Genomic DNA, 25,649 nt, shown 5'->3' on the forward strand with positions numbered 1-25,649 from the left:
ACAGGTTGAGCGCCCTACGGTGCCCTAGTGTGGTCCGGTGGCAGCACCGAGGAATACGCAGCGTGGACGGCGGAGCGTCGACGCCGGCGCGTCCGAGCCCCTGCGCGCCATAGCCCGGCACGGCCGGTTGCGGCGCAAGCCGTGGGCGACGTTCGGCAAGGTCGTGGCATCCGTCGCCGTCGTCGCGTTCGTCAGCGTGCTCGGCATCGGCGGGGTCGCTGCGGCGAACCTCGTATCGGACAAGAAGCCCTCCGTGCACCTCGTCGGCGAGGAGAAGCTCGGCTCCATTCCCGACATCGGCGCGCTCGACGGTGGTGTGAACATCCTGCTCGCCGCCACAGACACCCGCACCGGGCAAGGCGACGCCTGGGGCACCACCGCCGACAGCTCTGGTGCAGGGCTCAACGACGTCACCATGCTCGTGCACCTCTCGAAGGACCACACGCACGCCACGGTCGTGAGCTTTCCGCGCGACCTGATGCTTTCCATTCCCAAGTGCCCGGACGGCAAGGGCGGCTGGAACAGCGCGATGTCGTCGCAACCGCTGAACACGACGCTCTCCTACGGTGGCGTCGCGTGCACGGTGCTGACCATCGAGCAGTTGACCGGCATCGACATCCCGTTCGCCGGCGTCGTCGACTTCGAGAGCGTTGTGGCGATGTCGAACGCCGTCGGCGGCGTGCCGGTGTGCATCACCGGCGGAGGCATCCACGACGAGCACACGAGCCTGGACCTGCCGGACGGCACTTCGGTTCTGGAGGGGATGCAGGCGGCCGAGTTCCTGCGCACCCGATACGGTGTGGGCGACGGATCCGACCTCGGGCGCATCAGCAACACGCAGGTGTTCCTGTCGTCGCTCGTGCGCACGGTGATGACGCCGAAGACCCTCACCAACCCGGTCAAGATGTGGGGCCTCGTGAAGGCGGCCCAGCAGCACATCCAGTGGTCGGACTCGCTGAACAACGTGACGACGCTGTACCAGATCGCGATGGCCGGCAAGGACCTCAAGTACGACAACATCACGTTCGTGCAGTACCCGGTCGGAAGTGACTCCGAAGATCCGGGCAAGGTCGTCGCCGACCACTCGTCGGCCGACGTGCTGATGCAGGCGGTCAAGAACGACCAGCCGATCCAGCTGACGGGCGGGACCGGCGTCGGCGCGGTGGGGCCGACGGGCACGCCGGCGCCATCGGATGCTTCAAGCGGTTCGAGCACGCCGTCCGGCGGGTCAACCGCCGGCAGCGGCGGCTCCGGGTCGGGCAGCACAGCGGTCGCGCTGCCGCAGGACGTCACTGGTCAGACGGCCGCCACCCAGACCTGCTCGAAGGGAAACAACTGACTGAGGCGAGAGCAGAGCGAGCTTGCTCGCTCTGCCGAGCCGATGGAGGTTGTTGAGCGGCGAAGCCGCGAACATAACTAGAACAGCGTCGGCGCGTCCTCTTCGATGGCGCCCTCGAGTCCGAGTAGGAATCGCTTGCGTTCGAGGCCGCCCGCGTACCCGGTGAGGCTTCCGTCGGCGCCGACCACGCGGTGGCACGGTACGGCGATCGACAGCGGATTGTGCCCGACGGCCTGACCGACCATCCTGGCCAGCGACCGGTCGCCGAGCTGCTCGGCGATGCCGCCGTACGTGAGGGTCTCGCCGTACGGGATCTGACGCAGGATGCCCCAGACCCGCTCCTCGAAGTCGCTCCCGTTGGCGCGCATCGCGAAGTCGAGCGTGTCGCGGCCGCCGTCGAGGTAGTCGTGCAGCTGCTCGACCGCGGCCGCGATGGCCGGGTCGGAGCCGTGCGACACCTCCGGTCCGAACGCGGAGCGATCGGGCTTCGTCCAGTGTCCCGGGTAGTAGATGCCGACGACGGCGTCGTCCTCCGCGACGATCGTGATCTCGCCGATGTGCTCCGAGATCTGCGGCGCCGTGACCGTGGCGTGCCGGATGCTCATGCTGAACTCCTCGCGTTCGTTCCTCTTCATTGTGCGTAACGCTTGGGCGGAATGAAACGTGAGTAGAGTCGGCGACGTGTCGCAGGCGTCCGTCTCGTTCTGGTATTCGCAGGTGCCTACGCCGGAGCCGCGGCTGCCGCTGCGGCACAGCACCCGAGCGGATGTCTGCATCGTCGGCGCCGGGTTCACCGGCCTGTGGACGGCGTACTACCTGAAGAAGGCGCAGCCGTCGTTGCGGGTCGCCGTGCTGGAGCAGCGGTTCGCGGGGTACGGGGCGTCGGGTCGTAACGGCGGATGGCTGACCAACTCCGTCACCGGGGGCCGCGAGCAGTACGTGAAGACGCACGGGCGCGAGGGTGCCCAGGCGATGCAGTCAGCGATGACCTCGACCGTGCACGAGGTGATCCGAGTCGCCGAGGCGGAGGGCATCGACGCGGACATCACGCTCGGCGGCGAGCTGAACGTCGCACGCAACCGGGCGCAGCTGGCCCGGCTGCACGAATGGGCCGACGGCGAAGCCGAGTGGGCGGATGTCGACGCGCGGCTGCTCGATGCGGCGCAGGCATCCGCTCGCATCGCCGTCGCGGACACGCTCGGCGGGGTGTGGCAGCCGCACTGTGCTCGCATCCAGCCGGCGAAGCTCGTGCGCGGATTGGCCGACGTGGTGATCTCGCTCGGCGTCGAGCTGTACGAGAACACGCCGGTGACCGCGATCGAGCCGCGCAGCGCGGGGCACCGGCCTCGTGCGGTCACCGCACGCGGATCCGTCGAGGCCGACGTCGTCGTGCGCGCGACCGAGGGCTTCACGGCACGCATGCCCGGCGCGCACCGCGCCTGGGTGCCGTTGAACTCGTCGCTCATCGTCACCGAGCCGCTGGCCGACAGGCAGTGGGATGCCATCGGCTGGGCGAACCGCGACACCCTCGGCGACCTCGCCCACGTGTACGTGTACGCCCAGCGCACCGCAGACGGACGCATCGCGTTCGGCGGCCGCGGCGTTCCTTACCATTTCGGTTCGCGATTCGACGCGGACGGTGCGACGCCGGAAGTGACGGTGCGCTCGCTGCGGGAACTGCTCGTGCGGTTCTTCCCCGTGCTGAGTGACGTGCGTGTCGAGCGGGCATGGTCCAGCGTGCTCGGGGTGCCGCGTGACTGGTCCGCGACGGTTGGACTGGACCGCGCGTCGGGCCTCGCGTGGGCGGGCGGATACGTCGGCACCGGCGTCACCGCCACGAACCTCGCCGGCCGCACCCTCGCCGACCTCGTGCTCGAGCGCGACAGCTCGCTCACCGCACTGCCGTGGGTCGGTCACCGCGTGCGCAACTGGGAACTGGAGCCGCTGCGCTTCATCGCCGTGAACGGCCTCTACCGCGCCTACGGCATGGCCGACCGGGCCGAGGACCGCGGCAGCACCCGCACCTCCGCGATCGCCCGCCTGGCGGACTGGGTCTCCGGACACAAGTAGGCCGCTGGCCCTACGCTCGTCCACATGGGATTCGACGCGGCATTCGACCTGGTGAACGAGTGGGTGGAGTCGGGTCGCATCCCGGGCGCGGTGCTCGGCGTGCTCGACCCGGATGAGCCGGAGCCACGGGTGCGCGCGGTCGGACTCGCGCAGCGCGAGCCCGACGAGCGCCCGATGACGACCGACACCTGGTTCGACCTCGCGTCGCTGACGAAGGTGATCTTCACGACGCCGCGCATCCTGGATGCCGCTGCTGCGGGCATCCTCGACCTCGACGGACCGATCACCCAAGTGTTGACCGAGCTGCGGCAGTTCGATCCGGAGGCCTGGCAGCGCCGCATCACCCTGCGCGACTGCCTCACGCACGCGAGTGGACTGCCCGCGACCTTCCCGGTTTACACGTACGGCACAGATCCCGACCAGCTGCGCGCGTTCGTCATCCAGCGTGACTGGCCGCACGGCGACCCCGCCTACTCCGACCTCAACTACATGCTTCTCGGCTTCGTGCTGGAGCGTCTGGCGGGCGTGCACATCCGCGATCTCGATGCCGGCGACGGCTTCGCGTGGTCGGCCGATCCGGCGGAGGCCGCGGCCACCGAATACTGCCCGTGGCGGCGAAGGATGCTCGTGGGCACGGTGCACGACGAGAACGCGGCGGCGCTGCAGGGAGCGGGCCACGCCGGCCTCTTCGGCACCGCGGCATCCGTGCTCGCCTTCGCTCGCGGATTGCTCGACGGCACGGGCGCAGCGCCGGAGTCGATCGAACTCATGCGCACTCCGGTCGGGCCGCGACGCACGTACGGCTGGGAGCATCCGTACGAGGGCTGGTCGGGTGGCGAGGCGTGCAGTCCCGCCACGATCGGCCACACCGGCTTCACCGGCACCGGTCTCTGGATCGACTTCGACGCCGGCCGCGCCTGGACACTGCTGACGAACCGCGTGCATCCGACCCGTTGGTCGGACAGCGGCGTCATCGAACTGCGCCGCCTGGTCGCCGACGCGCTCTACTGACCGCGCTACAGCGCTTCGAGCACCATCGCGGCGCCCTGTCCGCCGCCCCCGCACAGTCCTGCAGCGCCCACGCTGCCGGCCCCGGCCTGCTGCAGACGCCGCGCGAGATGCCCCACGATGCGGGCACCGGATGCTCCGAGCGGATGCCCGAGCGCGATCGCCCCGCCGTCCGAGTTCACGATCGCGGGGTCGAGGCCGAGCTCCCGGGTGGAGTGCACCGACACGGCCGCGAACGCCTCGTTGATCTCGACGGCGGCGAGAGCGGATGCCTCGACCTCCGCCTTGCGCAGCGCCGCGGCGATCGCGTTCGACGGCTGCGAGTGCAGCGATGTGTCCGGGCCGGCGACGAACGACGATGACAGGATGCGCGCCATCGGCTTCACCGAGAGCTCGACGTCGTCGCCCACGATGATGAGCGCCGCCGCGCCGTCCGTGATCTGCGACGAGTTTCCGGCCGTGATCGTGCCATTGTTCGCGAATGCGGGACGCAGCGCCGAGAGGCTCTCCGCCGTCGTGTCGGCGCGGAGTCCGTCGTCGGCCGAGTAGGTCGTCGCGCCCTTCCGCGACGGCACGTCGTACGGCTCGATCTCACCGGCGACGAAGTCGGCGGCGGCAGCCAGACGCTGGTGCGACGACGCAGCGTAGGCATCCTGCTCTTCGCGCGTGATGCCGAGCTTGCTGTTGTACTCCTCGGTGGATGCGCCCATCGAGACGTGCTGAAAGGCATCCGTCAGCCCGTCGTGCTCGAGCGTGTCGACGAACTCGATCGCCCCGTACTTCTGCCCCATGCGCGAGCCGGACCACGCGTGGGGCGCCAGCGACATCGACTCCTGGCCGACGACCGCGACGATGTCGGCCTCGCCGTCCTCGATGAGCTTCGCGGCAGCAGCGATCGCGAGCGTGCCGGAGAGGCAGACGGCGTTCAGCGTGATCGCCGGAACCGTCATCGGGATGCCGGCCTTCACTGCCGACTGCCGCGCCGGGTTCTGGCCTGCTGCGGCCTGAACGACCTGGGCGCCCTGCACGATGTCGATCTGCTCGGGCGCGACGCCCGCTCGCGCCATGGCCGCCTTCAGCGCATGGGCGCCGAGCTCGACGGCCGGAACGGAGGCGAATCCGCCGTTGAACCGAAGGAAAGGAGTGCGCGCGTACGACGCGATGAGGGCCGTGCGCCCTGATGAATTCGTCATTGAATGTCCTCGTGGGAGTCCGATGTGCGACGCCGCGGCGGCTCATGACACGGCACGCGGCTTCGTTTCGAGGATAGCCTTACTGGCTCGAACCGACCGCCGAGACGGCGGTCGGCGCTGGCGTCGCGGCAAGGGCCAGAAATGGCCCTTGCTCCTAGCTCCAGCGCGCAGTGGCATCCTCGACACCGTGGACACCTCGGGCGAAAGCGTCGTCAGCATCGTCGGTCATGTGGTGGTGTTGGCGATGTTCGTCAATGTCGGTCTGCGCATGCTGCCCGCCGAGCGGCCGTTCCCCTGGCCGGCGCTGGTGTTCGTGGTGTTGATCGGGGTGCCGTCGATCCTCCAGACCTGGATGGCACCCGTCACGGATGTCCTCGCCCGCGACCCGCACGCGACGCTAGCGCAAGGCCAGTGGTGGCGCATCCTCACGGCGCTCGGCGCGCAGGATGGCGGCCTCGTGGCCGCCGTGTTCAACCTCGTCGTGATCGTGCTCGCGCTGACGTTCGGCACGTGGATCTGGGGCCCGTGGCTCGCCGTCGCGCTCTATCTCGTGCCGTCGATCGTGCTGAACCTGCTCGCGGTGCTCCTGTGGCAGGCGCCAGGCGGTGGCAGCTCCTTCGCGAACGACGGACTCATGTTCAGTGTGTTCGCGCTCGGGCTGCTGCTCGGAGCGGCGGATGCCGGCCGTGGCACGGCGACGCCGCCGGAGGCATCCCGGGCCGCGGCATCCACCGCCTCTGTCCGCATCTGCGCCGCCATCGGCGTCGCTGTCGCCATCGTGCTGGTCGCCTTCGACGACGCCCACGGCGTTGCCATGCTGCTCGGGCTAGTGCTCGGCGCCGGTGCGTGGCTCGCGTTCCGGCGCCGCACGGTCACATCGCGGTCTGCTGAAGGATGAGGCCGTTGCCGTCCGGGTCGCTGAACTGCGCGTACTGACCCCACGGCGCGCTCTCGATTCCCGATTCGAACGCGACGCCGGCCTCCGTGAGCCGGTCGATGTCGCCTTCGAGGTCATCCGTCTCGAGGACGAGACCCCGGAGCGATCCGGACGGCATCGTCTCGAACCAGGTGACGAGGGTGATGGATGTCTCGGCTCCCGGCGGCACCACCTGGATCCACCGCTGATCCGGACCCATCATCGTGTCGGAGGCCAGGGTGAAACCCAGGGTGTCGACGTAGAACTCGCGGGCGCGGTCGGGATCGGAGACGGGCAGAGAGAAGAGCTGCACTCTGGTGATGGCCATGCGGAAAGGTTAGGCGGTTCTGGCCCTCAGCAGTTCGGATCGTTCCGGATGCTGGTCGAACCATTGCGCCACGTACCAGCACATCGGCACCACGTGATAGTTCGTGTTGTGCTCCACGTCGTCCACGGCGAACTCGACGATCTTGCCGGCGAGGCCGCGTCCGCGGAGGTTCGGATTCGTGAACGTGCGCGTCATCGAGAGCGCGTCGCCCAGCACCGTGTAGTCGACGACGCTCGCGATCTGGCCGTCCACGCGGAGTACGTAGCGGTGGGCATCCGGTTCGTGAGCGTATTCCTCGGCCATGTCCTCAGGCTATGTCGCCCACCGCAACCGTGGGCGCCGCAGCCGTCGGCGCCGCCTCCGCGTGCGCCCGGCGTAACGTGAGCAAGGACGCACCGAAGGAGCCGCCGATGACCGATCTGCCCGCCACTCATGAGACCCTTCTCGCCCGGATCCCGATCCCCTCAGGAGCCAGCCTGGAGGCATCCACGATCACGTACGGACATGACGGAACCGAGCTCGAAGGGTACGTCGCGCACGACGCCGCGGCCGGCGAACCGCGACCGGGAATCGTCGTCGTCCCTGACTGGCTGGGCGTCGGACCGAATGCCGAGCTGCGCGCGCAGATGCTGGCCCGGCTGGGCTACGTGGCCTTCGTCGCCGATATCTACGGAGCGGATGTCCGCCCCACCCACGAAGAGGCATCCGCCCTCGCGGGTCGTTACTACCAGGACCTCCCGCTGCTCCGCGCCCGAGTGCAGGCCGCGTACGAGACCCTCGCCGAACTGCCCCAGGTCGACGAGTCGCGGATCGCCGTGATCGGCTACTGCTTCGGCGGGTCCGCGGCGCTGGAGTTCGCACGTACCGGGGCGGACATCCGCGGTGTGGTCTCCTTCCACGGGCGCCTCATCACGCATGATCCGAGCGATGCGGATGCCATCCGCGCGAAGCTGCTCGTGCTCACCGGCGGCGTCGACCCCGTCGTGCCCGACGAGGCCGTGCACGCGTTCCAGGACGAGCTGCGCGCGGTGCCGGACCTCGACTGGCAGGTCGTCACCTACAGCGGAGCGCCGCACGCGTTCACCGTGCCGGGCGAGAACTTCCGGCCCGTGGCGGATGCGCGCAGCTGGCAGGCGCAGCTCGACTTCTTCGACGAGATCTTCGCCTGAGCGGCGGGAGACTCAGATGCCGGCCGAATCACGTGCAGCCTTTTCCGCGAGGGGTTCCGTCGAGGGTGGTGCTGCAAATTGCGTATTTTGCGCCATCGTCGAGGGCGAGACATCCGCTACGGAGGTGTACAGGGACGACGACTTCGTAGCGTTCCTCGACGCGCATCCGGTGTTCCCGGGGCACGTGCTGATGGTGCCGGGGCGCCACGTGCAGACCTACGACGAGCTGCCCGAGGATCTTGCCGTACCGTGGCTGCGCACGTCGCAGGCGCTCGAGCGAGCGGTGGAGAGCGCGATGGATGCCGACGGCTCGCTCCTCATCGTCAATAACGTGGTCTCGCAGTCGGTTCCCCACGTGCACCTGCACGTCATCCCGCGTTCGAAGGGCGACGGCCTGCGCTTCTGGCTGGGCCCGCGGCACGCCTACGCGTCGCCGGCTGAGGCGGACGCCGTAGCCGCCCGCATCCGGGCTGCCCTGGCCTCCTCACGCGATTACGAGTGATCTTGCCGCGCCTGATATAGTCGTCAGGTTGATCGGGCAGCGGAAGCGGCGATCCACACCCCAGGCGCCATTAGCTCAACGGATAGAGCATCTGACTACGGATCAGAAGGTTGGGGGTTCGAATCCCTCATGGCGCACACTGTGTTGAGACAGTTCGAAACGGCTCGCGAAAGCGGGCCGTTTTCTGATTTGGCGGAGTCGAATTTCGGTGTAGCACCGTTGCCCCAAGTGTTACACTTGGGGTGTGTCCACCACTCTTCCGCGCACCATGATTACGCACACCAGCGAGGTTCAGCACGCGCTGGAGGTCGCTGAGAAGCGGTGGCCGGGGCAGCGACCGAGCGCCTTGCTGCTGCGCCTCATCGAGGAGGGAGCACACGTCGTGGAGGCCGGCAACGACGAATTGGCTGCGCGTCAGCGTGCCGTGGTCGCTGAAGTCGCCGGCAAGTACACCGGGATGTTCGGGCCCGGTTACCTCGAGGAGCTGCGCGAGGGCTGGCCGGAGTGATCGTCCTCGACGCGGGCATCTTGATCGCATTCCTTGACAGGAACGACGTTCACTTCGATAGGGCGCTCGAGATTATGTCGCGAAGCGATGATGCACCGTTCGTTGTCCACGCGATGAACCTCGCCGAAGCCTTGGTCGGCCCGGCCCGAAACGGTCGGTCGCAGGAAGCACGCGACGACCTGTATCGCGTTGGTGTCGTCGTCGCCGACCTCGGCGATGACGAGGCGCTTATCCTGGCCGAAGCCCGGGCCCGCCACGGGCTCAAGATGCCCGACACCTGCGCTCTCGCGACTGCACTGCACGAAGGCGTCCGACTCGAGACCTTCGACCAACGTCTCGCCAAGGCTTGGGAGCGCGCCGCAGCCCGATGACCTGCGACTGCGCTGGTATGCGCCCGCGATCTTCCAGATACTCGAAGCACCGATGAGCTACGACAAGAGCATCCGACGAAGGGAACGCGGCCATGAGCGCAGAGCACGTGGGTATCGTCTGGAATGCGTCGAAGACCGGCCGAGAAGACCTGGAGGCCGCGGTAGCTCGGCAGGCAAAGGTCTCGTGGTTCGAGACCAGCGAGCAGGATCCTGGTCATGCGGCCACAGCCGCAGCGCTCGACGCCGGTGTCGATCTCGTGCTCGCGGCCGGGGGAGACGGCACCGTCAGGGCGGTCGCAGAGCATCTCGCCGAGACGAACGCGAAGGTCGAGCTCGGGATCATCCCGCTGGGCACCGGGAATCTCCTCGCTCGCAATCTCGGCGTTCCCCTGAACGATCTAGCCGCGGCGTTCGCACGCGCACTCGACGGCACGGCGAGGACGATCGACATCGGCTGGGCCGAGCTCGCTTTACCAGGTGGCATCGAGCGGCATGCATTCGCGGTCATGGCCGGCTTCGGAATCGACGCACACATGATCACCGAGACGAATGACGACCTCAAAGACAAAGCAGGGTGGGTCGCCTACGTCGAGTCCCTGGGACGAGCTCTTTCGGCCAGCGAGGTGATCGACATCCGAATCGCGGCCGACGGAGACGAAATGACGGAGGAGACTGCTCACACGGTGATCGTCGGAAACTGCGGCACTCTCCAAGGCGGTCTGAACCTGCTCCCCGATGCCGATCCCGCGGACGGCGAACTCGACCTTCTGATCCTGAACGCGGAAGGAATCGCCGGGTGGGCCGATACGCTACGGAACTTCGCGTGGCACAACGGGATCAAGCGGCTCATGACGCCAGGTGATGACGCCGCCGAGAGCAGCGAGAGCACCACGCATCGGCGTGTCACCACGCTCACGATCGAACTCGACGAGCCGCGGGTGTTCGAGGTCGACGGTGACGACCTCGGCGAGACGACGCGAATTGGGATCAGCATCCAGCCAGGCGCCGTCCGCATCCGATAGCTGACGGCTACGACGGCTGCAGCCCGGCTACGACCGGCTCTTCGCAGTCGCTCGGTCGTTGGCCTTCTCGATCGCCTTGACGAGCTCGTCCTTGTTCATCGAGCTCCGGCCGCGGATGTCCAGCTTGCGCGCCACGTCGAGCAAGTGCTCCTTCGACGCGTTCGCGTCCACTCCGCCTGCCGTCTTGCGGCGCGTGTTCCTGCCGCCCTCGGCCTGTCGGTCCGAGGGGCCGCGTTCCGCCTTGCGCTCCCAGTGGTCGCCGATCTTCTCGTACTCGTTCTTCAGCGCGGCGAACGCCGTGCGGTGTGATCGTTGTCCCTCGCCGTACTCCTTGACGGCCGAATCGTGGGTCTTCGCCCACAGGTTCTGAGCGTGCTTGTCCGACCGACGGATCGTCGAGGGCATGTCCTCTCGCCCTGGCATGGGAATCTCCTTCCGACGCACAGTTCGCGTCCAAACGCCCAGTTCACTCTGAGCCGAGCCCGAATCACAGGGCCTTGACACCGATCCCCTTCTCACATCCAGTTAACGTCCATTAACGTGGAGGCATGGCTGAGTATCGTCCACCTCTCACTGATCTCCGGTTCGCTCTGGAACACGTTGTCGGGTATCCGGAGGTCTCCGCTCTGCCTGGCTTCGAGCACGCCGATCTCGACACGGTCGTCGAGTTGCTCGACAGCTACGGCGAATTCGTCACGAAGGTCATCGCACCCACGAACCGCATCGGCGACACCGAAGGCGTGAAGTACCACCCCGACGGCTCCGTGACCGTGCCGCAGGCGTTCAAGGACGCCTACCGCACCTACGTCGAGACCGGGTGGGGGAGCGTGCCCATGCCACAGCAGTTCGGCGGCGAGGGCTTCCCGCGCACGGTGGGCCTCGCGATGCAGGAGATGATCACCTCGGCGAACATGTCGTTCGCGCTAGGACCACTGCTCACACAGGGCGCGATCGAGGCGCTCACCGCCGTGGGCACGGAGGAGCTGCAGCAGCGGTTCCTGCCGAAGATGGTCACCGGCGAGTGGGCCGGAACGATGAACCTGACCGAGCCGCAGGCCGGGTCGGATGTCGGCGCACTGACCACGCGCGCGGTGCGTCGCGAAGACGGCACCTATTCGATCACCGGGCAGAAGATCTTCATCAGCTTCGGCGAGCACGACCTGACCGATCAGATCGTGCACCTCGTGCTGGCGCGCACACCGGATGCGCCGGAGGGTACGCGCGGGATCTCCTGCTTCGTGGTGCCGAAGTTCCTGGTCAACGACGACGGCTCCCTCGGCGAGCGCAACGGCGTGCGTGCGCTGTCCGTTGAGCACAAGATGGGCATCCACGGCTCTCCGACGTGCGTCATGTCGTACGAGGACGCCACCGGCTACCTGCTCGGCGAGGAGAACCGCGGCATGAGCATCATGTTCATCATGATGAACACCGCCCGCACCTCGGTCGGGCTCGAGGGCGTTGCACTGGCAGAGCGCGCGTACCAGGACGCTCTGGCGTACGCGAAGCAGCGCATCCAGGGCCACGCCCCCGGTTCGTCCGAGCCGTCGCCGATCATCGAGTTCCCCGACGTGCGTCGCATGCTGCTCACCCAGCAGGCGTCGATCGCGGCGCTGCGGCGGCTCATCCTGCTGCACGGCGCGCAGGTCGACCTCTCGACCCACCACCCCGACGCCGCGGTGCGGGAACGTGCGAGCGAGGTGGTCGCCCTGCTCACCCCGATCTGCAAGTCCTTCGGGTCTGATCAGGGCATCGAGCTCACGTCGCTGGCGCTGCAGGTGCACGGCGGATCCGGCTACATCGGGGAGACCGGGGTCGCCCAGCACTACCGGGACGCCCGCATCGCCGCGATCTACGAGGGGACCAACGGCATCCAGGCCGCCGACCTGGTCGGCCGCAAGCTGCCCGTGCGCGGCGGTGCATCGGCACTGGAGTTCATCGAGCAGCTGCGCGCGCTCGACGACGAGTTGGCGGTCGCCGGCGACGACTTCGCCGCGATCCGGTCCCAGCTGGAGGTCCACCTGAGCGCTCTCAAGCGCACAACGGAGTGGATGCTTCGCGCGGGCGTGACCGACCCCCGTGCCGTGCTGGCGGGGTCGAGCCCCTACCTGCGCATGTGGGGACTGTGCGTCTGCGCGTGGCTCCTGGCGAAGTCGGCGCTCGCCGCGGCATCCATCGGCGACGACTCCGCTGCGGAGCAGCTGGTGCTCGCCCGCTTCTACGCGCAGCAGCTTCTGCCACAGGTCTCGGCACTCGAGAGCGCTGCAACGGCGGGCGCCGACGACCTGTACGCGTTCGACGCGGTGCCGGTCCGATGAAGATCGTCGTTCTGGTCAAGGAGGTCCCCGACACCTACGGGGATCGCAAGCTCGACCTGGAGACCGGCATCGTCGACCGGGCGGCGAGCGACAAGGTGCTCGACGAGATCGGCGAGCGCGCGCTGGAGGTGGCGCTCGCGCACGCGGACGGGCATCCGGACTCCGAGATCGTGCTGCTGTCGATGGGGCCGGAGTCGGCGCAGTCGAGCATCCGTCGTGGGCTGGCGATGGGGGCATCCTCCGCCGTGCAGGTGGTGGACGAGACGCTGCTGGGTGCGGATCTCGGCCTCACGTCGGAGGTGCTGGCCGCCGCGCTGCAGCGCACGGGCTTCGACCTTGTGATCGCGGGCAACGAATCCACTGACGGCTCCGGCGGCGTCATCCCGGCCATGGTGGCCGAACGCCTCGGCGTTCCGCAGCTGACCGCCCTGGCCTCGGTCGAGATCTCGGATGCCTCCGTGTCGGGACGACGCGTGCTGGACGACGGTGTCGCGACGGTGTCGGCATCCCTCCCCGCTGTGATCTCGATCACCGAGTCGCTTCCCGACGCCCGGATGGCCAACATCAAGGGCATCATGGCGGCCAAGAAGAAGCCCTACGAGACGCTCTCGCTTCACGACCTCGGGATCGTCGCGGAGCGGGAGGACGCGCCGCGCTCGATCATGATCGCGGTGAGCGAGAGGCCGCCGCGCGGGGCTGGCGTGAAGATCGTCGACGAGGGGGATGCGGGCGAGCAGCTCGCCGAGTTCCTCGTGCAGAACCGGCTGGCGTGAGGGAGATGACGATGGCCGATTTCGGAAGCAATCCCATCCTGACCCTGCTCGAGGTGCGTGCGGACGGACAGCTCGCCAAGAGTTCCGCAGGGCTGCTCGGCGCCGCCGCTCAGGTCGGTACGCCGGTCGCGCTCGTGGTCTCCGATGCGGAGGGCGTCGCCGAGCAGGCGGCGTCGCTCGGCGCACAGCGGGTGCTGCTGGCCGCGCCGGGTGCCGAGCTCACGGTTCCGGTGGTCGATCCGCTCGCGGCGGCGTTCGAGCTGGTGCAGCCGGACGCCGTCCTGATCTCCAACTCCGTCGATGGACGGGATGTCGCTGGTCGCTTCGCCGCCCGCGCCGGACTGCCGATCGCCGTCGACGCCGTCGGCGTCTCCCGTGACGAGGAGGGCGTTGTCGTGCACCACTCGGTGTTCGGCGGCTCCTTCAACGTGGACTCCGCCGCGACGTTCGGCCCCGCCGTCATCACGCTGCGCGAGGGATCGGTGGATGCTCGTGCCGAGGCCACTCCGGTGCAGTCCCAGCAGCTGACGGTGACGCCGTCCGGAGCGCGTGCCGCCACGATCGAGTCGTTCGAGGCCGAGGTCGCGACCTCCTCGCGACCGGAGCTGCGCGGTGCCGCGAAGGTGGTCTCCGGTGGCCGTGGACTCGGCTCTGCCGAGAAGTTCGAACTCGTGGAGCAGCTGGCCGACGTGCTCGGCGCGGCGGTCGGGGCATCCAGAGCCGCCGTCGACGCCGGATACGTGCCGCACTCGTACCAGGTCGGGCAGACCGGCGTCTCGGTGAGCCCGCAACTGTACGTCGCGCTCGGCATCTCGGGGGCGATCCAGCACAAGGCGGGAATGCAGACGGCGAAGACCATCGTCGCCATCAACAAGGATGCCGACGCTCCGATCTTCGAGATCGCCGACTTCGGCATCGTAGGCGACCTGTTCACGGTCGTTCCGCAGCTGATCTCGGCGCTGAAGGCCCGGAAGGCGTAGCCTGTGGCGGCTCTACGGCGAGGCCTGCCTCGGACCCCCGGCGGCGAGGCGTGGCCGCCCGCGACTCCGCCGGCCGACCCGGCCGAATCCGTGTCAGAAGTCGCCCCACCCCCTGACACGATCGGCCGGAAAGCGGACGATCGGCCGCACGAGGAAGCGCTTTCGCATCCGGCCGATCCTCCGAATTCCGGCGCGTCATCCGATGCGAAGGCACGTACCGTGCGTCGGGGGTTGCCGCGACCCGGGGCGGCCACGCAGAGTCAACAGCCAGCGGCCACGGCGTCTCGTCCTGTTGCTGCGGAGCAAGCCGCCGCGCCAGAGCCGGCCGCGAACCCGGTGCCTGACTCCGACCCCACTGCCGCGGCCGAGCCCATCGCATCAACGCAGCCCCCGAAGCGCCGGTCGTCGCTGCCCCGCACCGGTCTGCCGAAGACGGCGAGCACCGCGGCCCCCAGCGCGCCGGCCAAGCCGCAACCGGAGGCGTCGAGTTCTGCGCCGGCAGCTCCCGCCGCTCCTGCGCCCGCCGCCGCGCCGCGCACGCCGACGCCCGCCGCGCCGCGCACGCCAGCTCCCGCCGTGCCGCGCACGCCGACGCTCGCTCGTCCGGCAGCCACGGCGGCATCCAGCACGGCCCCCCGCAAGCTCGGCCCCCTCACCCCGGCGCAGTGGGTCGGCGTCGCCGTCATCCTCGCGCTCGCGATCGTGGGCCTGGTCACGATCGTCGTGCTCGCCGTGCGCTGGTTCCTCGGCCTCGGGTTCATGCGCGACTTCGTGCACACCTACCCGGGTCAGTACGCGCTGCCGAACGGCGCGCCCGTCGGGTTCCCGGCGTGGGTGGGCTGGCAGCACTTCTTCAACGCGTTCCTGATCGTGCTCATCATCCGCACCGGACTGACCGTGCGTCGGGACAAGCGCCCGAACGCCTTCTGGACCTCGAAGCGGAACCCGAAGCACAAGATCAGCCTCACGCTCTGGCTGCATCAGGGCCTCGACGTGCTGTGGCTGGTCAATGGCGCCGTCTTCGTCGTGCTGCTGTTCTCGACCGGACAGTGGATGCGCCTGGTGCCCACCGACTGGTCTGTGTTCCCGAACGCGATCACCGCGGCCCTGAAGTACGCGTCGCTGAACTGGCCGACCGACGACGGATGGGTGAACTACAACTCGCTGCAGCAGCTGGCCTACTTCGTGACGGTGTTCATCGCTGCGCCGCTGGCCGCGATCACCGGCGTGCGCATGTCGGGCGTGTGGCCCAAGGGCGCGAAGCGGCTCAACTCTGCCTACCCCGTCGAATGGGCCCGCGCCGTGCACTTCCCCGTGATGATCTTCTTCGTGGCGTTCATCATCGTGCACGTCGCACTCGTGTTCGCCACCGGTGCGCTCCGCAACTTGAACCACATGTACGGCGGACAGGATGCCGTCAACTGGGTCGGATTCTGGATCTTCGTGCTGTCGCTTGCGGTGATGGCCGCCGGCTGGGTGGCGGCCAGGCCGCTCATCGTTGCCCCGATCGCCCGGGTCTTCGGCAAGGTCACCGCGCGCTGAGCTCCGCTCGAACCGTCGACATGACGGTAAGCGTTCTCCTGCCGGGGCCATGACAGATTGTCCTGTTCTCGATCGAGTGTCATGTTGACGCACTACGTGCGAGGCGACACAGGACCGAGGAGCACCGCGAGGGCGGACTGCTCGAGGATGCCTCGAACATCCACCGAACGGTCGGCCATCGAGTTGTGCGCCGTGGAGTTGAGGATGCCGAACACGGCGTGCATCTGCACCCGGGCATCCGCCCGCGTCACTTCGGGTCGGATGCGCAGCAGCACGTCCACCCATCCGTCCAGGTAGCGGTTCTGCAGGCGCCGCACCGTGCGGTTCTGCTCCTCGGGGAGGCTGGGCAGCTCGCGGTCCTGGATGCGGATGATGTCGCGCTCGGCAATAGCGAAGTCGAGGTGGAAGTGCACAAGGTTGCGCAGGGTCTCCTCGTCGGAGGTCTGCTGCTCGAGCGTCTTCTCCAGCCCGACGAGCAGGCGTTCGCTCGTGCTCACCAGGATCTCGCCGAGCATCGCCTCCTTACCGGGGAAGTGCCGGTACAGCGCAGGACCGCTCAGCCCGACGGCCGAGCCGAGCTCGTCGATCGAGACCGCATGAAAGCCGCGGCGGGCGAAGAGCCGCACGGCGGCATCCAGATACTTCTGGCGCGTGCGTGCCTTTTCGGTCGCTCGCCAGGTCTGTGCCACGTCTTACAGGATATCCGCCTGGACAACTCGGTGAACGATCGATAACCTGAAATCAGTTATTCACCGTTCACTGAATCTTGATCGCCGCATTCCTTCTCTCGCGGCTGCCGGAGACGCTGCCATGGATGTGCTGACCAGTGCCGCACGGCGCTCGAGTCCCGAATTCGCCGCCAACGACCAGGCGCAGCGGGAGCAGGTCCGACAGCTCCGCGAACGGCTGAGCCGGGTCGCCCGCGGCGGCTCCGAAGCGTCGCGGGAGCGTCACGTGGCTCGCGGCAAGCTGTTGCCCCGGGACCGCATCGACCGCCTGCTCGACCGCGGCAGCCCGTTCCTCGAGATCGCACCGCTCGCCGCGGAGGACATGTACAACGGCGACGCGCCAGGTGCCGGCCTCATCGCGGGAATCGGGCGTATCCACGGCCGACTCGTGATGGTCGCGGCGAATGACGCGACGGTCAAGGGCGGCACCTACTACCCAATGACCGTCAAGAAGCACCTTCGTGCGCAGGAGATCGCGCTGGAGAACGAACTCCCGTGCGTCTACCTGGTCGACTCGGGCGGCGCCTTCCTCCCGCGCCAGGACGAGGTCTTCCCCGATCGCGAGCACTTCGGGCGCATCTTCTACAACCAGGCACGGATGTCCGCCCGCGGCATCCCGCAGATCTCCGCCGTTCTCGGCTCCAGCACCGCGGGTGGTGCGTACGTTCCGGCGATGAGCGACGAGACAGTGATCGTGAAGAACCAGGGCACGATCTTCCTCGGCGGACCGCCGCTCGTGAAGGCAGCGACGGGCGAGGTCGTCAGCGCTGAAGACCTGGGCGGCGGGCTCACGCACGCGCGGCTCTCCGGGGTGGTGGACCACCTCGCCGACGACGACGCGCACGCCTTGCGCATCGTTCGCGACATCATCGAGCAGCTGCCTCCGCCGCGGGAACGTGCCTGGCGGGTGGAGCCGAGCGCGGACCCGGTCGTCGATCCCGGCGAGCTGTACGGCGTCGTGCCGGTCAGCCTTCAGGAGCCGTACGACGTGCGCGAGGTCATCGCGCGCATCGTCGACGGCAGTGAGTTTCACGAGTTCAAGCGCGAGTACGGGCGCACCCTCGTGACGGGATTCGCACGCATCCACGGGCACCCGGTCGGCGTCATCGCGAACAACGGCGTGCTGTTCGGGGAGTCCGCGCTCAAGGGCGCGCATTTCATCGAGCTGTGCGATCAGCGGCGCATCCCGCTGGTGTTCCTGCAGAACATCACCGGCTTCATGGTGGGCCGGGAGTACGAGGCGAGCGGCATCGCGAAGCACGGGGCCAAGATGGTCACGGCCGTCGCCTGTGCGAGGGTGCCCAAGCTCACGGTCATCATCGGCGGATCGTTCGGCGCGGGCAACTATTCGATGAGCGGACGTGCCTACTCGCCGCGATTCCTCTGGATGTGGCCGGCGAGTCGCATCTCGGTCATGGGCGGACGCCAGGCGGCATCTGTGCTGTCCACGATCCGCCGCGACCAGCTGGAGTCCAAAGGTGAGACGCTCTCCGCGGAGGCAGAGGCGGCACTGAAGGAGCCGGTCATCGAGCAGTACGAGAAGCAGGGCAGCCCCTACTACTCGACCGCGAGGCTCTGGGACGACGGGGTCATCGACCCCGCCGATACGCGCACCGTGCTCGGCCTGGCGCTCGAGGTCTGCTCCCGCGCCCCGATGGACGACGTCTCCTACGGCGTCTTCAGGATGTGACCGCCATGTTCGACACCGTGCTCATCGCCAACCGCGGCGAGATCGCCTGCCGAGTCATCCGCACCCTTCGTTCGCTGGGCATCCGCTCGGTCGCGGTCTACAGCGACGCCGACCGGGATGCCTGCCACGTGCGCCTTGCGGATGTCGCGGTCCGCCTCGGGCCGGCCCGAGCCGCGGAGAGCTACCTGTCCATCGAGCGGATCATCGATGCTGCGCGCTCGCAGGGCGCGGATGCCATCCACCCCGGATACGGATTCCTCTCCGAGAGCGCCGACTTCGCCCGCGCCTGCGAGGCAGCCGGCATTGTGTTCATCGGTCCGGGTGTCGAGGCGCTCGAGGTGATGGGCGACAAGATCACGGCCAAGAAGGCGGTCGCCGGGCGAGGTGTTCCCACCGTGCCGGGCATCGCGGAACCCGGCCTCGACGACGAGACGCTCGCGCGCGCGGCGCTCGACATCGGCTTTCCGGTGCTGATCAAGCCTTCAGCCGGCGGCGGAGGCAAGGGCATGCACCTGGTGGAGCAGGAGCGCGATCTGCTGCCCGCGCTGCAGACCGCACGTCGCGAGGCGTCCTCGTCGTTCGGTGACGACACGCTCTTCATCGAGCGCTTCGTGCAGACGCCACGGCACATCGAGGTGCAGGTGCTCGCGGATGCGCACGGCACGACCGTGCACCTGGGCGAGCGGGAGTGCTCGCTGCAGCGCAGGCACCAGAAGGTGATCGAGGAGGCGCCCTCCGCGCTGCTGGATGCCGCCACCCGGGAACGGATCGGCCGGGCGGCGGTCGAGACGGCCCGCAGCGTGGGTTATCGCGGTGCGGGCACGGTCGAGTTCATCGTCTCGGCGGACGCGCCGGACGAGTTCTTCTTCATGGAGATGAACACTCGGCTGCAGGTGGAGCATCCGGTCACCGAGCTCGTCGGCGTCATCGACGGCCGCCGAGGGATCGACCTGGTCGAGCAGCAGCTCCGCATCGCGGCGGGGGAGCGACTCGACTTCGCTCAGGAGGATGTCACGCTCTCCGGGCACGCGGTCGAGGCTCGCATCTATGCCGAGGAACCGCAGCGCGGATTTCTGCCGACTGGCGGGCGCATCCTGCAGCTCGACGAGCCGGCCGGCGACGGCATTCGTGTCGACAGCGCGCTGATCGAGGGGCTCACGGTCACCTCGGACTACGACCCCATGATGGCCAAACTGATCGCGTGGGGGCCGGATCGCGCCACGGCACTGGAGCGCCTGGATGCCGCGCTCGGCCGGTTCGTGACCCTCGGCGTCGACTCCAACGTCGAGTTCCTGCGGTTGCTGGTGGACGACCCCGAGGTGCGCGCCGGACGGCTGGACACGGAACTGATCGAGCGCCGGCTCGACGGCCTGCGGTTCCGCGAAGCGGACGACGAGGTGCTCGCGGCGGCGGCCCTGGTGCTGCACTCGCTGGCGTACGACCGCGCGGGCGGTGCCCCGTGGGACACCCCCTCCGGCTGGCGGCTGGGCGAGCACGCCCCGTCGCGCTACGCGCTGGCGCCGCACGGCCAGCAGCACGCGACCGATGTGCTGATCGCCGGTGCGCCCGGCGCCGCGCACGTCGCGGTGGGAGAGGCGGATCCGGTCGAGGCATCCGTCGAGCTCGACGGCGAGATCGCGCGGATCAGCACCTGCGGGGTGACGCGCCCGTACCGCTTCGCCGTGGACGGCGACCGCGTGCTGCTGTTCCAAGACGGCGCCTCCTGGACGCTCGTGCAACGTCAGGCGGTCTCGAACGCCGCCGACGACGAGGCGTCGAACCCCGAGCTGCGCTCGCCGATGCCCGGCACCGTCACGGTGATCTCAGCAGACGACGACGCGGAAGTCGCCGAGGGCGACCCTGTGCTGATCGTGGAGGCGATGAAGATGGAGCACGTGCTGCGGGCACCCCACGCCGGCACGGTGTCGCTGCGGGTCGCGGTCGGCGACCAGGTGACGGGCGACCAGGTCGTCGCCGTGGTTTCCGTGACCGAAGACGGGGAGGACTCGTGAGCGAGGAACGACGCATCCAGCAGCGCGGGCTGTACTTCGAGGAGTTCGAGGAGGGTGCGGTGTACGTGCATGCTCCCGGCCGCACGGTCACCGAGGCGGACAACGTGCTGTTCACGACCCTCACCATGAACATGCAGTCGCTGCACCTGGATGCCGCGTGGTCGGCATCCACCGAGTTCGGCGAGCGGCTGATCAACAGCATGTTCACGCTCTCGACACTGGTCGGAATGTCGGTGGCGCAGCTCACGCAGGGCACGATCGTGGCGAATCTGGGCTTCGCGGACATCCGCTTCCCGAGCCCGATGCGCGCCGGCGACACGTTGTATGCCGAGACGCGCATACGTTCCAAGCGGCTCTCGAAGAGCCGCCCGGGCCAGGGCATCGTGGAGTTCGAGCACACCGGCCGCAATCAGCGCGGCGAGGTGGTCGCGGTCGCCGTGCGATCGACCCTCATGCTGTGCAGGCCGGAGCGGTCCGATGAGCACTGAGCGCACTCTGCCCGGGCCGGCCCTGCTGTTCTGCCCGGCCGATCGGCCCGACCGGTACGCGAAGGCGGCGGCCGCGGCCGATACGGTCATCCTCGATCTCGAGGATGCGGTGGCGCGCGACGGGAAGGATGCCGCCCGTCGCGCGCTGCGAACCGCCTCGGACGCAGGGCTGCGTCCGGAGGCCACCATCGTGCGCGTCAACGCGACCGAAACCGGCGAGCACGAGGCGGACATCCGTGCCGTGCTCGACACCCCGTTCCGCACGCTGATGCTGCCGAAGGCGGAGAGCGTCGATCAGGTCGAGAGGCTGGGGTCCGCGATCGACGACGTGAGAGTCGTCGCGCTCTGCGAGAGCCCCCTCGGCGTCGTACACGCGGAGGAGCTCGCGGCCAGCGACGCCGTGATCGCCATGACCTGGGGTGCAGAAGACCTGGCGGCCGCGATCGGTGGCACGTCGAGCAGGCGGGACGACGGCCGCTACCGCGATGTGGCACGTCACGCACGAGCCAGGGTTCTGATCGCGGCGGCCGCGTTCGGCAAGCCGGCTTACGACACCGTGCACCTCGACATCGCCGACGAAGACGGACTGGCCCAGGAGGCGGCGGATGCCGCGGCGAGCGGATTCGCCGGCGCGCTGTGCATCCATCCACGCCAGGTCGCCGTGCTGAGGGGGGCCTTCGCACCCTCCGCCGACGCGATCGCGTGGGCGCACGAGGTGATGGATGCCGCAAGCCGGGCGGGCAACGGCGTCTTCACCGTGCGCGGGCGCATGGTCGACGAGCCGCTGATGCGACAGGCGCGGAGCATCCTGAACGCTGCCGCGAACCAAGGAGAGCCCCGAGAGGCCCGAGAGTAAGAGAGAGAACATGCCAGAGCCGTTGATGGCTGAGCTGCCGGAGGAGTACCGCGAGCTGGCGGCGCACGTGCGCGAATTCGCCAGCGAAGTGGTCGAGCCGGTGTCGGCGAAGCACGACGAGGAGCACAGCTTTCCGTACGAGGTCGTGGCGCAGATGGCCGAGCTGGGGCTCTTCGGCATGCCGTTCCCCGAGGAGTACGGCGGCATGGGCAGCGACTACTTCGCGCTCTGCCTCGCGATCGAGGAGCTGGCCGTGTACGACCAGAGCGTGGCCATCACGCTCGAGGCCGGCGTCTCACTCGGCGCGATGCCGATCTACCGGTTCGGCACCGAGGAGCAGAAGCAGACCTGGCTGCCGCCGCTCGCCGCCGGGACGTCGCTCGGCGGCTTCGGCCTCACGGAGCCGGGCGGCGGCAGCGACGCCGGCGCTACGCGCACGACCGCTCGTGAAGACGGTGACGAGTGGGTGATCAACGGCAGCAAGCAGTTCATCACGAACTCCGGGACCAACATCACCTCGCTCGTCACGGTGACCGCTGTCACGGGCGAGAAGGACGGCAAGAAGGAGATCTCGACGATCATCGTGCCCTCCGGCACCCCCGGATTCACGGTGGATCCGCCCTACAACAAGGTCGGATGGAACGCGTCGGACACCCACGGCCTCGCCTTCGACGACGTGCGGGTGCCCCGCGAGAACCTGCTCGGTGAGCGCGGACGCGGCTACGCGAACTTCCTGCGCATCCTCGACGAGGGGCGCATCGCCGTGGCCGCGCTCGCGGTCGGGGCGGCTCAGGGCTGCGTCGACGAGGCGGTGCGGTATGCAAAGGAGCGCGAGGCGTTCGGCCACGCCATCGGTGAGTACCAGTCGATCGCGTTCACGATCGCGCGCATGCAGGCGCGGGCGCATGTGGCACGCCAGGCGTACTACAACGCAGCAGCGCTGATGCTCGCCGGCAAGCCGTTCAAGACCGAAGCATCCATCGCGAAGCTCGTCGCCGGTGAAGCCGCGATGGACAACGCCCGCGACGCCACCCAGGTGTTCGGCGGCAACGGCTTCATGAACGAGTTCCGCGTTGCACGGCACTATCGGGACTCGAAGATCCTCGAGGTGGGCGAGGGTACGACGGAGGTGCAGCTCATGCTCATCGCCCGTTCGCTGGGCCTGTAGCCGACCCGAACCTGCGCCGACCCCCGAACGTGCGCCATGATCGTGGGCGTGACGATCGATGCGGAGTCGAGGCAGGGCGAGGATGCCCGCGGGCTCGGCTGGCGGGTCGTGCCGCTGGTGTTCGCGGAGTGCCGTCCGATCGTGCTCGCGATGTTCGCGTTGCGGTTCGTGGCCGGTGCATCGCTGGGCTGGTCGGGTAGCTGGGCCGCGCTGCGGGCCGCGGACTGGGCGCTCCTCGGCCTCGGTGTCGTCGCCTGGATCGCCGCGACCGGGTTCGTGTACCTGCTGAACGGCGTCTCCGACATCCCCGGCGACAGGCTGAACGGGTCGACCCGACCGCTGGCCAGCGGGCGTCTTTCGGTGCGGGTCGCGATCGCTTGGTGCATCGCGTTCGCGGTGGCCGCCGTCGTGTTGAGCGCGGTCGTCGGGCTGGGGCTGCTGGTGTGTGCGCTCGCCATGATGGGGTTCGGATGGCTGTACTCGGCGGGCAGGCACGCCGCGAAGCAACGTGTCTGGTCGGCATCCCTCGCGATCTTCGGCGGTGGAATCGCCACCTACCTGGGCGGGGCGTTCACCACGGGAGGCGCACCGAAGCCCGAGACGATCGCGATCGCGGTGCTGATGGCGGCATGGATGGCCGTCGCCGGCAATACGAAGGACCTCGGCGACGTGGCCGGCGACCGGGCGGCCGGCAGGCGTACGCTCCCGGTCAGCCTGGGCATCCGTCGCGCGGCGTGGGCGACTGCCATCGCATGCTGCGTCGTCGGGGTCGCCGGGCTGTTCATCCCCTCGGTGGTGGCTCGCGTGGTCGCGGCGTGCCTGCTCGCCGCCGCTCTGGTGATGATCGGACTGGCCGCTTACGGCCGAAGCCTCGAGACTAAACGGATGTATGCGGTGTTCATGGTGAGTCAGGTGATCTCGAATCTGGTGATCGTGGTGGTGGCGTGAAGATCGAACGGAGTCGCCTCGACGAGGTCGTGGAGCACGTGTTCGTGCAGGTGCGCGACGGTCTGGCACAGACCGGAAGCGCGCTCGTCGCCGACGACCAGGTCGAGGAGGAACTTCACGACCAGGTGCGATACCTGATCCGCCTCACGTTCCTCGAGCTGGGGTTCGTGATCGAGGAGCACGGCAGCGCGCTCGACGACCGGGGCGCGGGTGTCGGGTTGGCCAGGGCCGGTCAGCACATCCACCCGTCGGAGAGCCTGCTCGCGGCGCGGCTGCTGTTCGCGGTGGGTCTGCCGTCGGTGACCGACGCGGTGGCCGCAGCGGGGCATCCGCTCCCCTCCGATGCCGTGGCACTCACGCTCAGCGGGCAGATCTTCCGCATGATGGGCGCCGCGGCCGTGGCGTACGTCGAGGTGCTGTTCAACCGCATCACGGCGGTGCAGCGGGAGGAGCGGGCATCCATCGCTCGGGATCTGCACGACCGGGTGGCGCACACGCTGGCATCCGGTCTGATGAAACTGGATCTCGCCGAGACCCAGTCCGGTGCCGACGGCACGGCGACGCGAGCGGATGCCCGTGAGCTCATCGGACAAGCGCTCGACGAGGCGCAGACGATCGCGACGGAGCTGCGGCAGATCACCACGTCGCGGTCGCTGATCGAGTCGGTGAACCTCTATCTCGCCGAGGCCGAGGTGCGGGGCATCGACTTCGAGGTGTCGATGTCGGGCGAGCCACGGGTTCTGGCGGATGCCACCCGCGACCAGGTCTTCCTGATCATCCGCGAGGCGCTGCGCAATTCGTTCGCGCACGCGCAGGCCACCAGGGTGGGAGTGCGATTGCAGTGGGATGTCGGCGGCCTGGCCGTCACAGTCTGGGACGATGGCCGCGGTTTCAGTCCGTTGCGCATCCGTCCGGGAGCCATGGGATTGGTCGGGATGCGGGAACGGGCGGAGTTGATCGGGTCGACATTCTCGCTGGAGTCGAGACCGGGCGAGGGAACGCGAGTGCTCGTGGAAGTGCCTTATGCCAACGACTGAGGGCCGGACAACGCAGGAGTCGACGCGGGCGCGAGCCACGCCGATCAGCGCCGTGCTGATCGACGATCATCGCGTGTTCCTGGACGCTTTCGGCGGCCTGCTCGAACACGACGGCCGCATCGACGTCGTCGGCTCGGCCGCCACCAGTGCGGAGGGGGTGGCCGTCGTCGAGTCGTGCCGGCCGGAGCTCGTCATCCTCGACGTCGACATCGATGGCACGCCCGTGGAGCAGACGCTGCGCAAGCTGCGTCGCATCTCGCCGGAGTCGGCCGTGGTGATCGTGACCATGCACAACCATGCGCCGCTGCGGGACGTGCTGCTGCGCTCGGGCGCTCGCGCTTTTCTCAGCAAGTCGACCTCGGGCGCTGTGCTCATCGACGCGCTGGTCGACGCGGTCATGACACCTCCCGCGGCGGAGGCGAAGCGTCCGGCGCACACGGAGAAGGATGCCTTCACGCAGCGGGAGCTAGAGGTATTGCGGCTGATCAGCCTGGCGCAGTCGAACAAGGAGATCGGCGCCCAGCTCGGCATCGGCGAGGGCACCGTGAAGCGGCACGTGTACGTCCTGTTCCAGAAGCTCGGCGCCACCAGCCGCACCGACGCGGTGCGCAAGGCCGTCGACCGAGGGCTGCTGGGCTGAACCACACCGGACACGCAAAAGGCGGGCCACCCGAGGGTGACCCGCC

At 68.6% G+C, this 25,649-nt stretch carries 27 protein-coding genes and 1 tRNA gene; 22 read left to right on the plus strand and 6 right to left on the minus strand.

Annotation, left to right across the window (positions count from 1 at the left end; translation table 11 throughout):
- Nucleotides 1–37: 37 nt before the first annotated feature.
- Nucleotides 38–1,339 (plus strand): LCP family protein, encoded by a 1,302-nt coding sequence (locus ACTHNC_RS17655; RefSeq protein ID WP_440295937.1) that lies wholly within the window; start codon nt 38–40, stop codon nt 1,337–1,339.
- A 77-nt stretch (nt 1,340–1,416) separates the two neighbouring features.
- Here ACTHNC_RS17655 and ACTHNC_RS17660 read toward each other — a convergent pair whose 3' ends face one another.
- Nucleotides 1,417–1,944, minus strand: a complete 528-nt coding sequence (locus ACTHNC_RS17660; protein ID WP_440295938.1) for a methylated-DNA--[protein]-cysteine S-methyltransferase — start codon at nt 1,942–1,944, stop codon at nt 1,417–1,419.
- A 76-nt stretch (nt 1,945–2,020) separates the two neighbouring features.
- On the opposite strand from ACTHNC_RS17660, the gene ACTHNC_RS17665 reads away from it, so the two are divergent.
- Nucleotides 2,021–3,409 carry an NAD(P)/FAD-dependent oxidoreductase gene (locus tag ACTHNC_RS17665; RefSeq protein ID WP_440295939.1) on the plus strand — a complete coding sequence of 463 codons (1,389 nt, stop codon included), beginning with the start codon at nt 2,021–2,023 and terminating at the stop codon, nt 3,407–3,409.
- A 24-nt stretch (nt 3,410–3,433) separates the two neighbouring features.
- Nucleotides 3,434–4,420 carry a serine hydrolase domain-containing protein gene (locus tag ACTHNC_RS17670; protein WP_440295940.1) on the plus strand — a complete coding sequence of 329 codons (987 nt, stop codon included), beginning with the start codon at nt 3,434–3,436 and terminating at the stop codon, nt 4,418–4,420.
- Between the two features lie 5 nt (nt 4,421–4,425).
- Here ACTHNC_RS17670 and ACTHNC_RS17675 read toward each other — a convergent pair whose 3' ends face one another.
- Complete coding sequence (locus ACTHNC_RS17675; RefSeq protein WP_440295941.1) at nt 4,426–5,610, minus strand: acetyl-CoA C-acyltransferase; 1,185 nt, start codon at nt 5,608–5,610, stop codon at nt 4,426–4,428.
- Nucleotides 5,611–5,797: 187 nt separating this feature from the next.
- On the opposite strand from ACTHNC_RS17675, the gene ACTHNC_RS17680 reads away from it, so the two are divergent.
- Nucleotides 5,798–6,508 (plus strand): hypothetical protein, encoded by a 711-nt coding sequence (locus tag ACTHNC_RS17680; RefSeq protein WP_440295942.1) that lies wholly within the window; start codon nt 5,798–5,800, stop codon nt 6,506–6,508.
- Here ACTHNC_RS17680 and ACTHNC_RS17685 read toward each other — a convergent pair.
- Together ACTHNC_RS17685 and ACTHNC_RS17690 are read right to left on the minus strand one after the other, a co-directional pair.
- Nucleotides 6,483–6,854 carry a VOC family protein gene (locus ACTHNC_RS17685; RefSeq protein ID WP_440295943.1) on the minus strand — a complete coding sequence of 124 codons (372 nt, stop codon included), beginning with the start codon at nt 6,852–6,854 and terminating at the stop codon, nt 6,483–6,485. The genes ACTHNC_RS17680 and ACTHNC_RS17685 overlap by 26 nt on opposite strands.
- Nucleotides 6,855–6,863: 9 nt before the next feature.
- On the minus strand, nt 6,864–7,157 hold the full coding sequence (locus ACTHNC_RS17690) for a GNAT family N-acetyltransferase (protein WP_440295944.1): 294 nt from the start codon (nt 7,155–7,157) through the stop codon (nt 6,864–6,866).
- Between the two features lie 107 nt (nt 7,158–7,264).
- Here ACTHNC_RS17690 and ACTHNC_RS17695 point away from each other — a divergent pair, with 107 nt between their 5' ends.
- From ACTHNC_RS17695 to ACTHNC_RS17720, 6 genes are all read left to right on the plus strand, one after another.
- A complete protein-coding gene (locus tag ACTHNC_RS17695) occupies nt 7,265–8,023 on the plus strand; it encodes a dienelactone hydrolase family protein (RefSeq protein ID WP_440295945.1) in 759 nt (252 codons plus the stop codon).
- A 16-nt stretch (nt 8,024–8,039) separates the two neighbouring features.
- The gene (locus ACTHNC_RS17700; RefSeq protein ID WP_440295946.1) at nt 8,040–8,525 is read left to right on the plus strand and encodes an HIT family protein; all 486 of its coding nucleotides are present in this window, start codon (nt 8,040–8,042) and stop codon (nt 8,523–8,525) included.
- A 64-nt stretch (nt 8,526–8,589) separates the two neighbouring features.
- Nucleotides 8,590–8,662: transfer RNA gene (locus ACTHNC_RS17705), tRNA-Arg, on the plus strand.
- Between the two features lie 107 nt (nt 8,663–8,769).
- Nucleotides 8,770–9,033: a hypothetical protein gene (locus ACTHNC_RS17710; RefSeq protein ID WP_440295947.1), complete on the plus strand. Its 264-nt coding sequence runs from the start codon at nt 8,770–8,772 to the stop codon at nt 9,031–9,033.
- The gene (locus tag ACTHNC_RS17715; protein WP_440295948.1) at nt 9,030–9,404 is read left to right on the plus strand and encodes a type II toxin-antitoxin system VapC family toxin; all 375 of its coding nucleotides are present in this window, start codon (nt 9,030–9,032) and stop codon (nt 9,402–9,404) included. Before ACTHNC_RS17710 ends, ACTHNC_RS17715 begins: the two co-directional genes overlap by 4 nt.
- A gap of 92 nt (nt 9,405–9,496) precedes the next feature.
- Entirely contained in the window at nt 9,497–10,426 is a 930-nt protein-coding gene (locus ACTHNC_RS17720) for a diacylglycerol/lipid kinase family protein (protein ID WP_440295949.1), read from the plus strand.
- 27 nt (nt 10,427–10,453) lie between these two features.
- On the opposite strand, the gene ACTHNC_RS17725 is transcribed toward ACTHNC_RS17720, so the two are convergent.
- Nucleotides 10,454–10,849 (minus strand): ChaB family protein, encoded by a 396-nt coding sequence (locus tag ACTHNC_RS17725; RefSeq protein WP_440295950.1) that lies wholly within the window; start codon nt 10,847–10,849, stop codon nt 10,454–10,456.
- Nucleotides 10,850–10,974: 125 nt separating this feature from the next.
- Here ACTHNC_RS17725 and ACTHNC_RS17730 point away from each other — a divergent pair, with 125 nt between their 5' ends.
- The 4 genes from ACTHNC_RS17730 to ACTHNC_RS17745 all read left to right on the plus strand — a co-directional run bounded on the left by ACTHNC_RS17730 (nt 10,975) and on the right by ACTHNC_RS17745 (nt 16,036).
- Nucleotides 10,975–12,741, plus strand: coding sequence for an acyl-CoA dehydrogenase (locus ACTHNC_RS17730; protein WP_440295951.1), 1,767 nt, complete (start codon nt 10,975–10,977; stop codon nt 12,739–12,741).
- Nucleotides 12,738–13,514, plus strand: a complete 777-nt coding sequence (locus ACTHNC_RS17735) for an electron transfer flavoprotein subunit beta/FixA family protein (RefSeq protein ID WP_440295952.1) — start codon at nt 12,738–12,740, stop codon at nt 13,512–13,514. The genes ACTHNC_RS17730 and ACTHNC_RS17735 overlap by 4 nt, the downstream gene beginning before the upstream one ends.
- An 11-nt stretch (nt 13,515–13,525) precedes the next feature.
- On the plus strand, nt 13,526–14,494 hold the full coding sequence (locus ACTHNC_RS17740; RefSeq protein WP_440295953.1) for an electron transfer flavoprotein subunit alpha/FixB family protein: 969 nt from the start codon (nt 13,526–13,528) through the stop codon (nt 14,492–14,494).
- Nucleotides 14,495–14,830: 336 nt separating this feature from the next.
- A complete protein-coding gene (locus ACTHNC_RS17745; RefSeq protein ID WP_440295954.1) occupies nt 14,831–16,036 on the plus strand; it encodes a cytochrome b/b6 domain-containing protein in 1,206 nt (401 codons plus the stop codon).
- A gap of 92 nt (nt 16,037–16,128) precedes the next feature.
- Here the strand turns inward: ACTHNC_RS17745 and ACTHNC_RS17750 are convergent, their stop codons facing one another.
- Nucleotides 16,129–16,725: a TetR/AcrR family transcriptional regulator gene (locus ACTHNC_RS17750; protein WP_440295955.1), complete on the minus strand. Its 597-nt coding sequence runs from the start codon at nt 16,723–16,725 to the stop codon at nt 16,129–16,131.
- 121 nt (nt 16,726–16,846) lie between these two features.
- On the opposite strand from ACTHNC_RS17750, the gene ACTHNC_RS17755 reads away from it, so the two are divergent.
- The 8 genes from ACTHNC_RS17755 to ACTHNC_RS17790 are packed head-to-tail and all read left to right on the plus strand — an operon-like array spanning nt 16,847 to nt 25,603.
- A complete protein-coding gene (locus ACTHNC_RS17755; RefSeq protein WP_440295956.1) occupies nt 16,847–18,454 on the plus strand; it encodes a carboxyl transferase domain-containing protein in 1,608 nt (535 codons plus the stop codon).
- Nucleotides 18,455–18,459: 5 nt separating this feature from the next.
- Nucleotides 18,460–20,466, plus strand: a complete 2,007-nt coding sequence (locus ACTHNC_RS17760) for an ATP-binding protein (protein ID WP_440295957.1) — start codon at nt 18,460–18,462, stop codon at nt 20,464–20,466.
- Nucleotides 20,463–20,954: a MaoC family dehydratase gene (locus ACTHNC_RS17765; RefSeq protein WP_440295958.1), complete on the plus strand. Its 492-nt coding sequence runs from the start codon at nt 20,463–20,465 to the stop codon at nt 20,952–20,954. The genes ACTHNC_RS17760 and ACTHNC_RS17765 overlap by 4 nt, the downstream gene beginning before the upstream one ends.
- Entirely contained in the window at nt 20,944–21,810 is an 867-nt protein-coding gene (locus ACTHNC_RS17770) for an HpcH/HpaI aldolase/citrate lyase family protein (RefSeq protein WP_440295959.1), read from the plus strand. The genes ACTHNC_RS17765 and ACTHNC_RS17770 overlap by 11 nt, the downstream gene beginning before the upstream one ends.
- Before the next feature lie 10 nt (nt 21,811–21,820).
- Nucleotides 21,821–22,978 (plus strand): acyl-CoA dehydrogenase family protein, encoded by a 1,158-nt coding sequence (locus ACTHNC_RS17775; protein WP_440295960.1) that lies wholly within the window; start codon nt 21,821–21,823, stop codon nt 22,976–22,978.
- Between the two features lie 48 nt (nt 22,979–23,026).
- Complete coding sequence (locus ACTHNC_RS17780; protein ID WP_440295961.1) at nt 23,027–23,926, plus strand: UbiA family prenyltransferase; 900 nt, start codon at nt 23,027–23,029, stop codon at nt 23,924–23,926.
- Nucleotides 23,923–24,963, plus strand: coding sequence for a sensor histidine kinase (locus tag ACTHNC_RS17785; RefSeq protein ID WP_440295962.1), 1,041 nt, complete (start codon nt 23,923–23,925; stop codon nt 24,961–24,963). Before ACTHNC_RS17780 ends, ACTHNC_RS17785 begins: the two co-directional genes overlap by 4 nt.
- Nucleotides 24,950–25,603, plus strand: a complete 654-nt coding sequence (locus ACTHNC_RS17790; protein ID WP_440295963.1) for a LuxR C-terminal-related transcriptional regulator — start codon at nt 24,950–24,952, stop codon at nt 25,601–25,603. The genes ACTHNC_RS17785 and ACTHNC_RS17790 overlap by 14 nt, the downstream gene beginning before the upstream one ends.
- Nucleotides 25,604–25,649: the final 46 nt, after the last annotated feature.

The organism is Humibacter sp., assembly GCF_051954055.1.
Taxonomy (GTDB): domain Bacteria; phylum Actinomycetota; class Actinomycetes; order Actinomycetales; family Microbacteriaceae; genus Humibacter.

Bases quoted from the DNA above. Each gene is read 5' to 3' on its own strand.
- ACTHNC_RS17660 (WP_440295938.1), bottom strand. From the start codon at position 1,944: ATGAGCATCCGGCACGCCACGGTCACGGCGCCGCAGATCTCGGAGCAC.
- ACTHNC_RS17670 (WP_440295940.1), top strand. From the start codon at position 3,434: ATGGGATTCGACGCGGCATTCGACCTGGTGAACGAGTGGGTGGAGTCG.
- ACTHNC_RS17675 (WP_440295941.1), bottom strand. From the start codon at position 5,610: ATGACGAATTCATCAGGGCGCACGGCCCTCATCGCGTCGTACGCGCGC.
- ACTHNC_RS17685 (WP_440295943.1), bottom strand. From the start codon at position 6,854: ATGGCCATCACCAGAGTGCAGCTCTTCTCTCTGCCCGTCTCCGATCCC.
- ACTHNC_RS17690 (WP_440295944.1), bottom strand. From the start codon at position 7,157: ATGGCCGAGGAATACGCTCACGAACCGGATGCCCACCGCTACGTACTC.
- ACTHNC_RS17695 (WP_440295945.1), top strand. From the start codon at position 7,265: ATGACCGATCTGCCCGCCACTCATGAGACCCTTCTCGCCCGGATCCCG.
- ACTHNC_RS17700 (WP_440295946.1), top strand. From the start codon at position 8,040: ATGCCGGCCGAATCACGTGCAGCCTTTTCCGCGAGGGGTTCCGTCGAG.
- ACTHNC_RS17720 (WP_440295949.1), top strand. From the start codon at position 9,497: ATGAGCGCAGAGCACGTGGGTATCGTCTGGAATGCGTCGAAGACCGGC.
- ACTHNC_RS17725 (WP_440295950.1), bottom strand. From the start codon at position 10,849: ATGCCAGGGCGAGAGGACATGCCCTCGACGATCCGTCGGTCGGACAAG.
- ACTHNC_RS17730 (WP_440295951.1), top strand. From the start codon at position 10,975: ATGGCTGAGTATCGTCCACCTCTCACTGATCTCCGGTTCGCTCTGGAA.
- ACTHNC_RS17735 (WP_440295952.1), top strand. From the start codon at position 12,738: ATGAAGATCGTCGTTCTGGTCAAGGAGGTCCCCGACACCTACGGGGAT.
- ACTHNC_RS17740 (WP_440295953.1), top strand. From the start codon at position 13,526: ATGGCCGATTTCGGAAGCAATCCCATCCTGACCCTGCTCGAGGTGCGT.
- ACTHNC_RS17755 (WP_440295956.1), top strand. From the start codon at position 16,847: ATGGATGTGCTGACCAGTGCCGCACGGCGCTCGAGTCCCGAATTCGCC.
- ACTHNC_RS17760 (WP_440295957.1), top strand. From the start codon at position 18,460: ATGTTCGACACCGTGCTCATCGCCAACCGCGGCGAGATCGCCTGCCGA.
- ACTHNC_RS17770 (WP_440295959.1), top strand. From the start codon at position 20,944: ATGAGCACTGAGCGCACTCTGCCCGGGCCGGCCCTGCTGTTCTGCCCG.
- ACTHNC_RS17775 (WP_440295960.1), top strand. From the start codon at position 21,821: ATGCCAGAGCCGTTGATGGCTGAGCTGCCGGAGGAGTACCGCGAGCTG.
- ACTHNC_RS17790 (WP_440295963.1), top strand. From the start codon at position 24,950: ATGCCAACGACTGAGGGCCGGACAACGCAGGAGTCGACGCGGGCGCGA.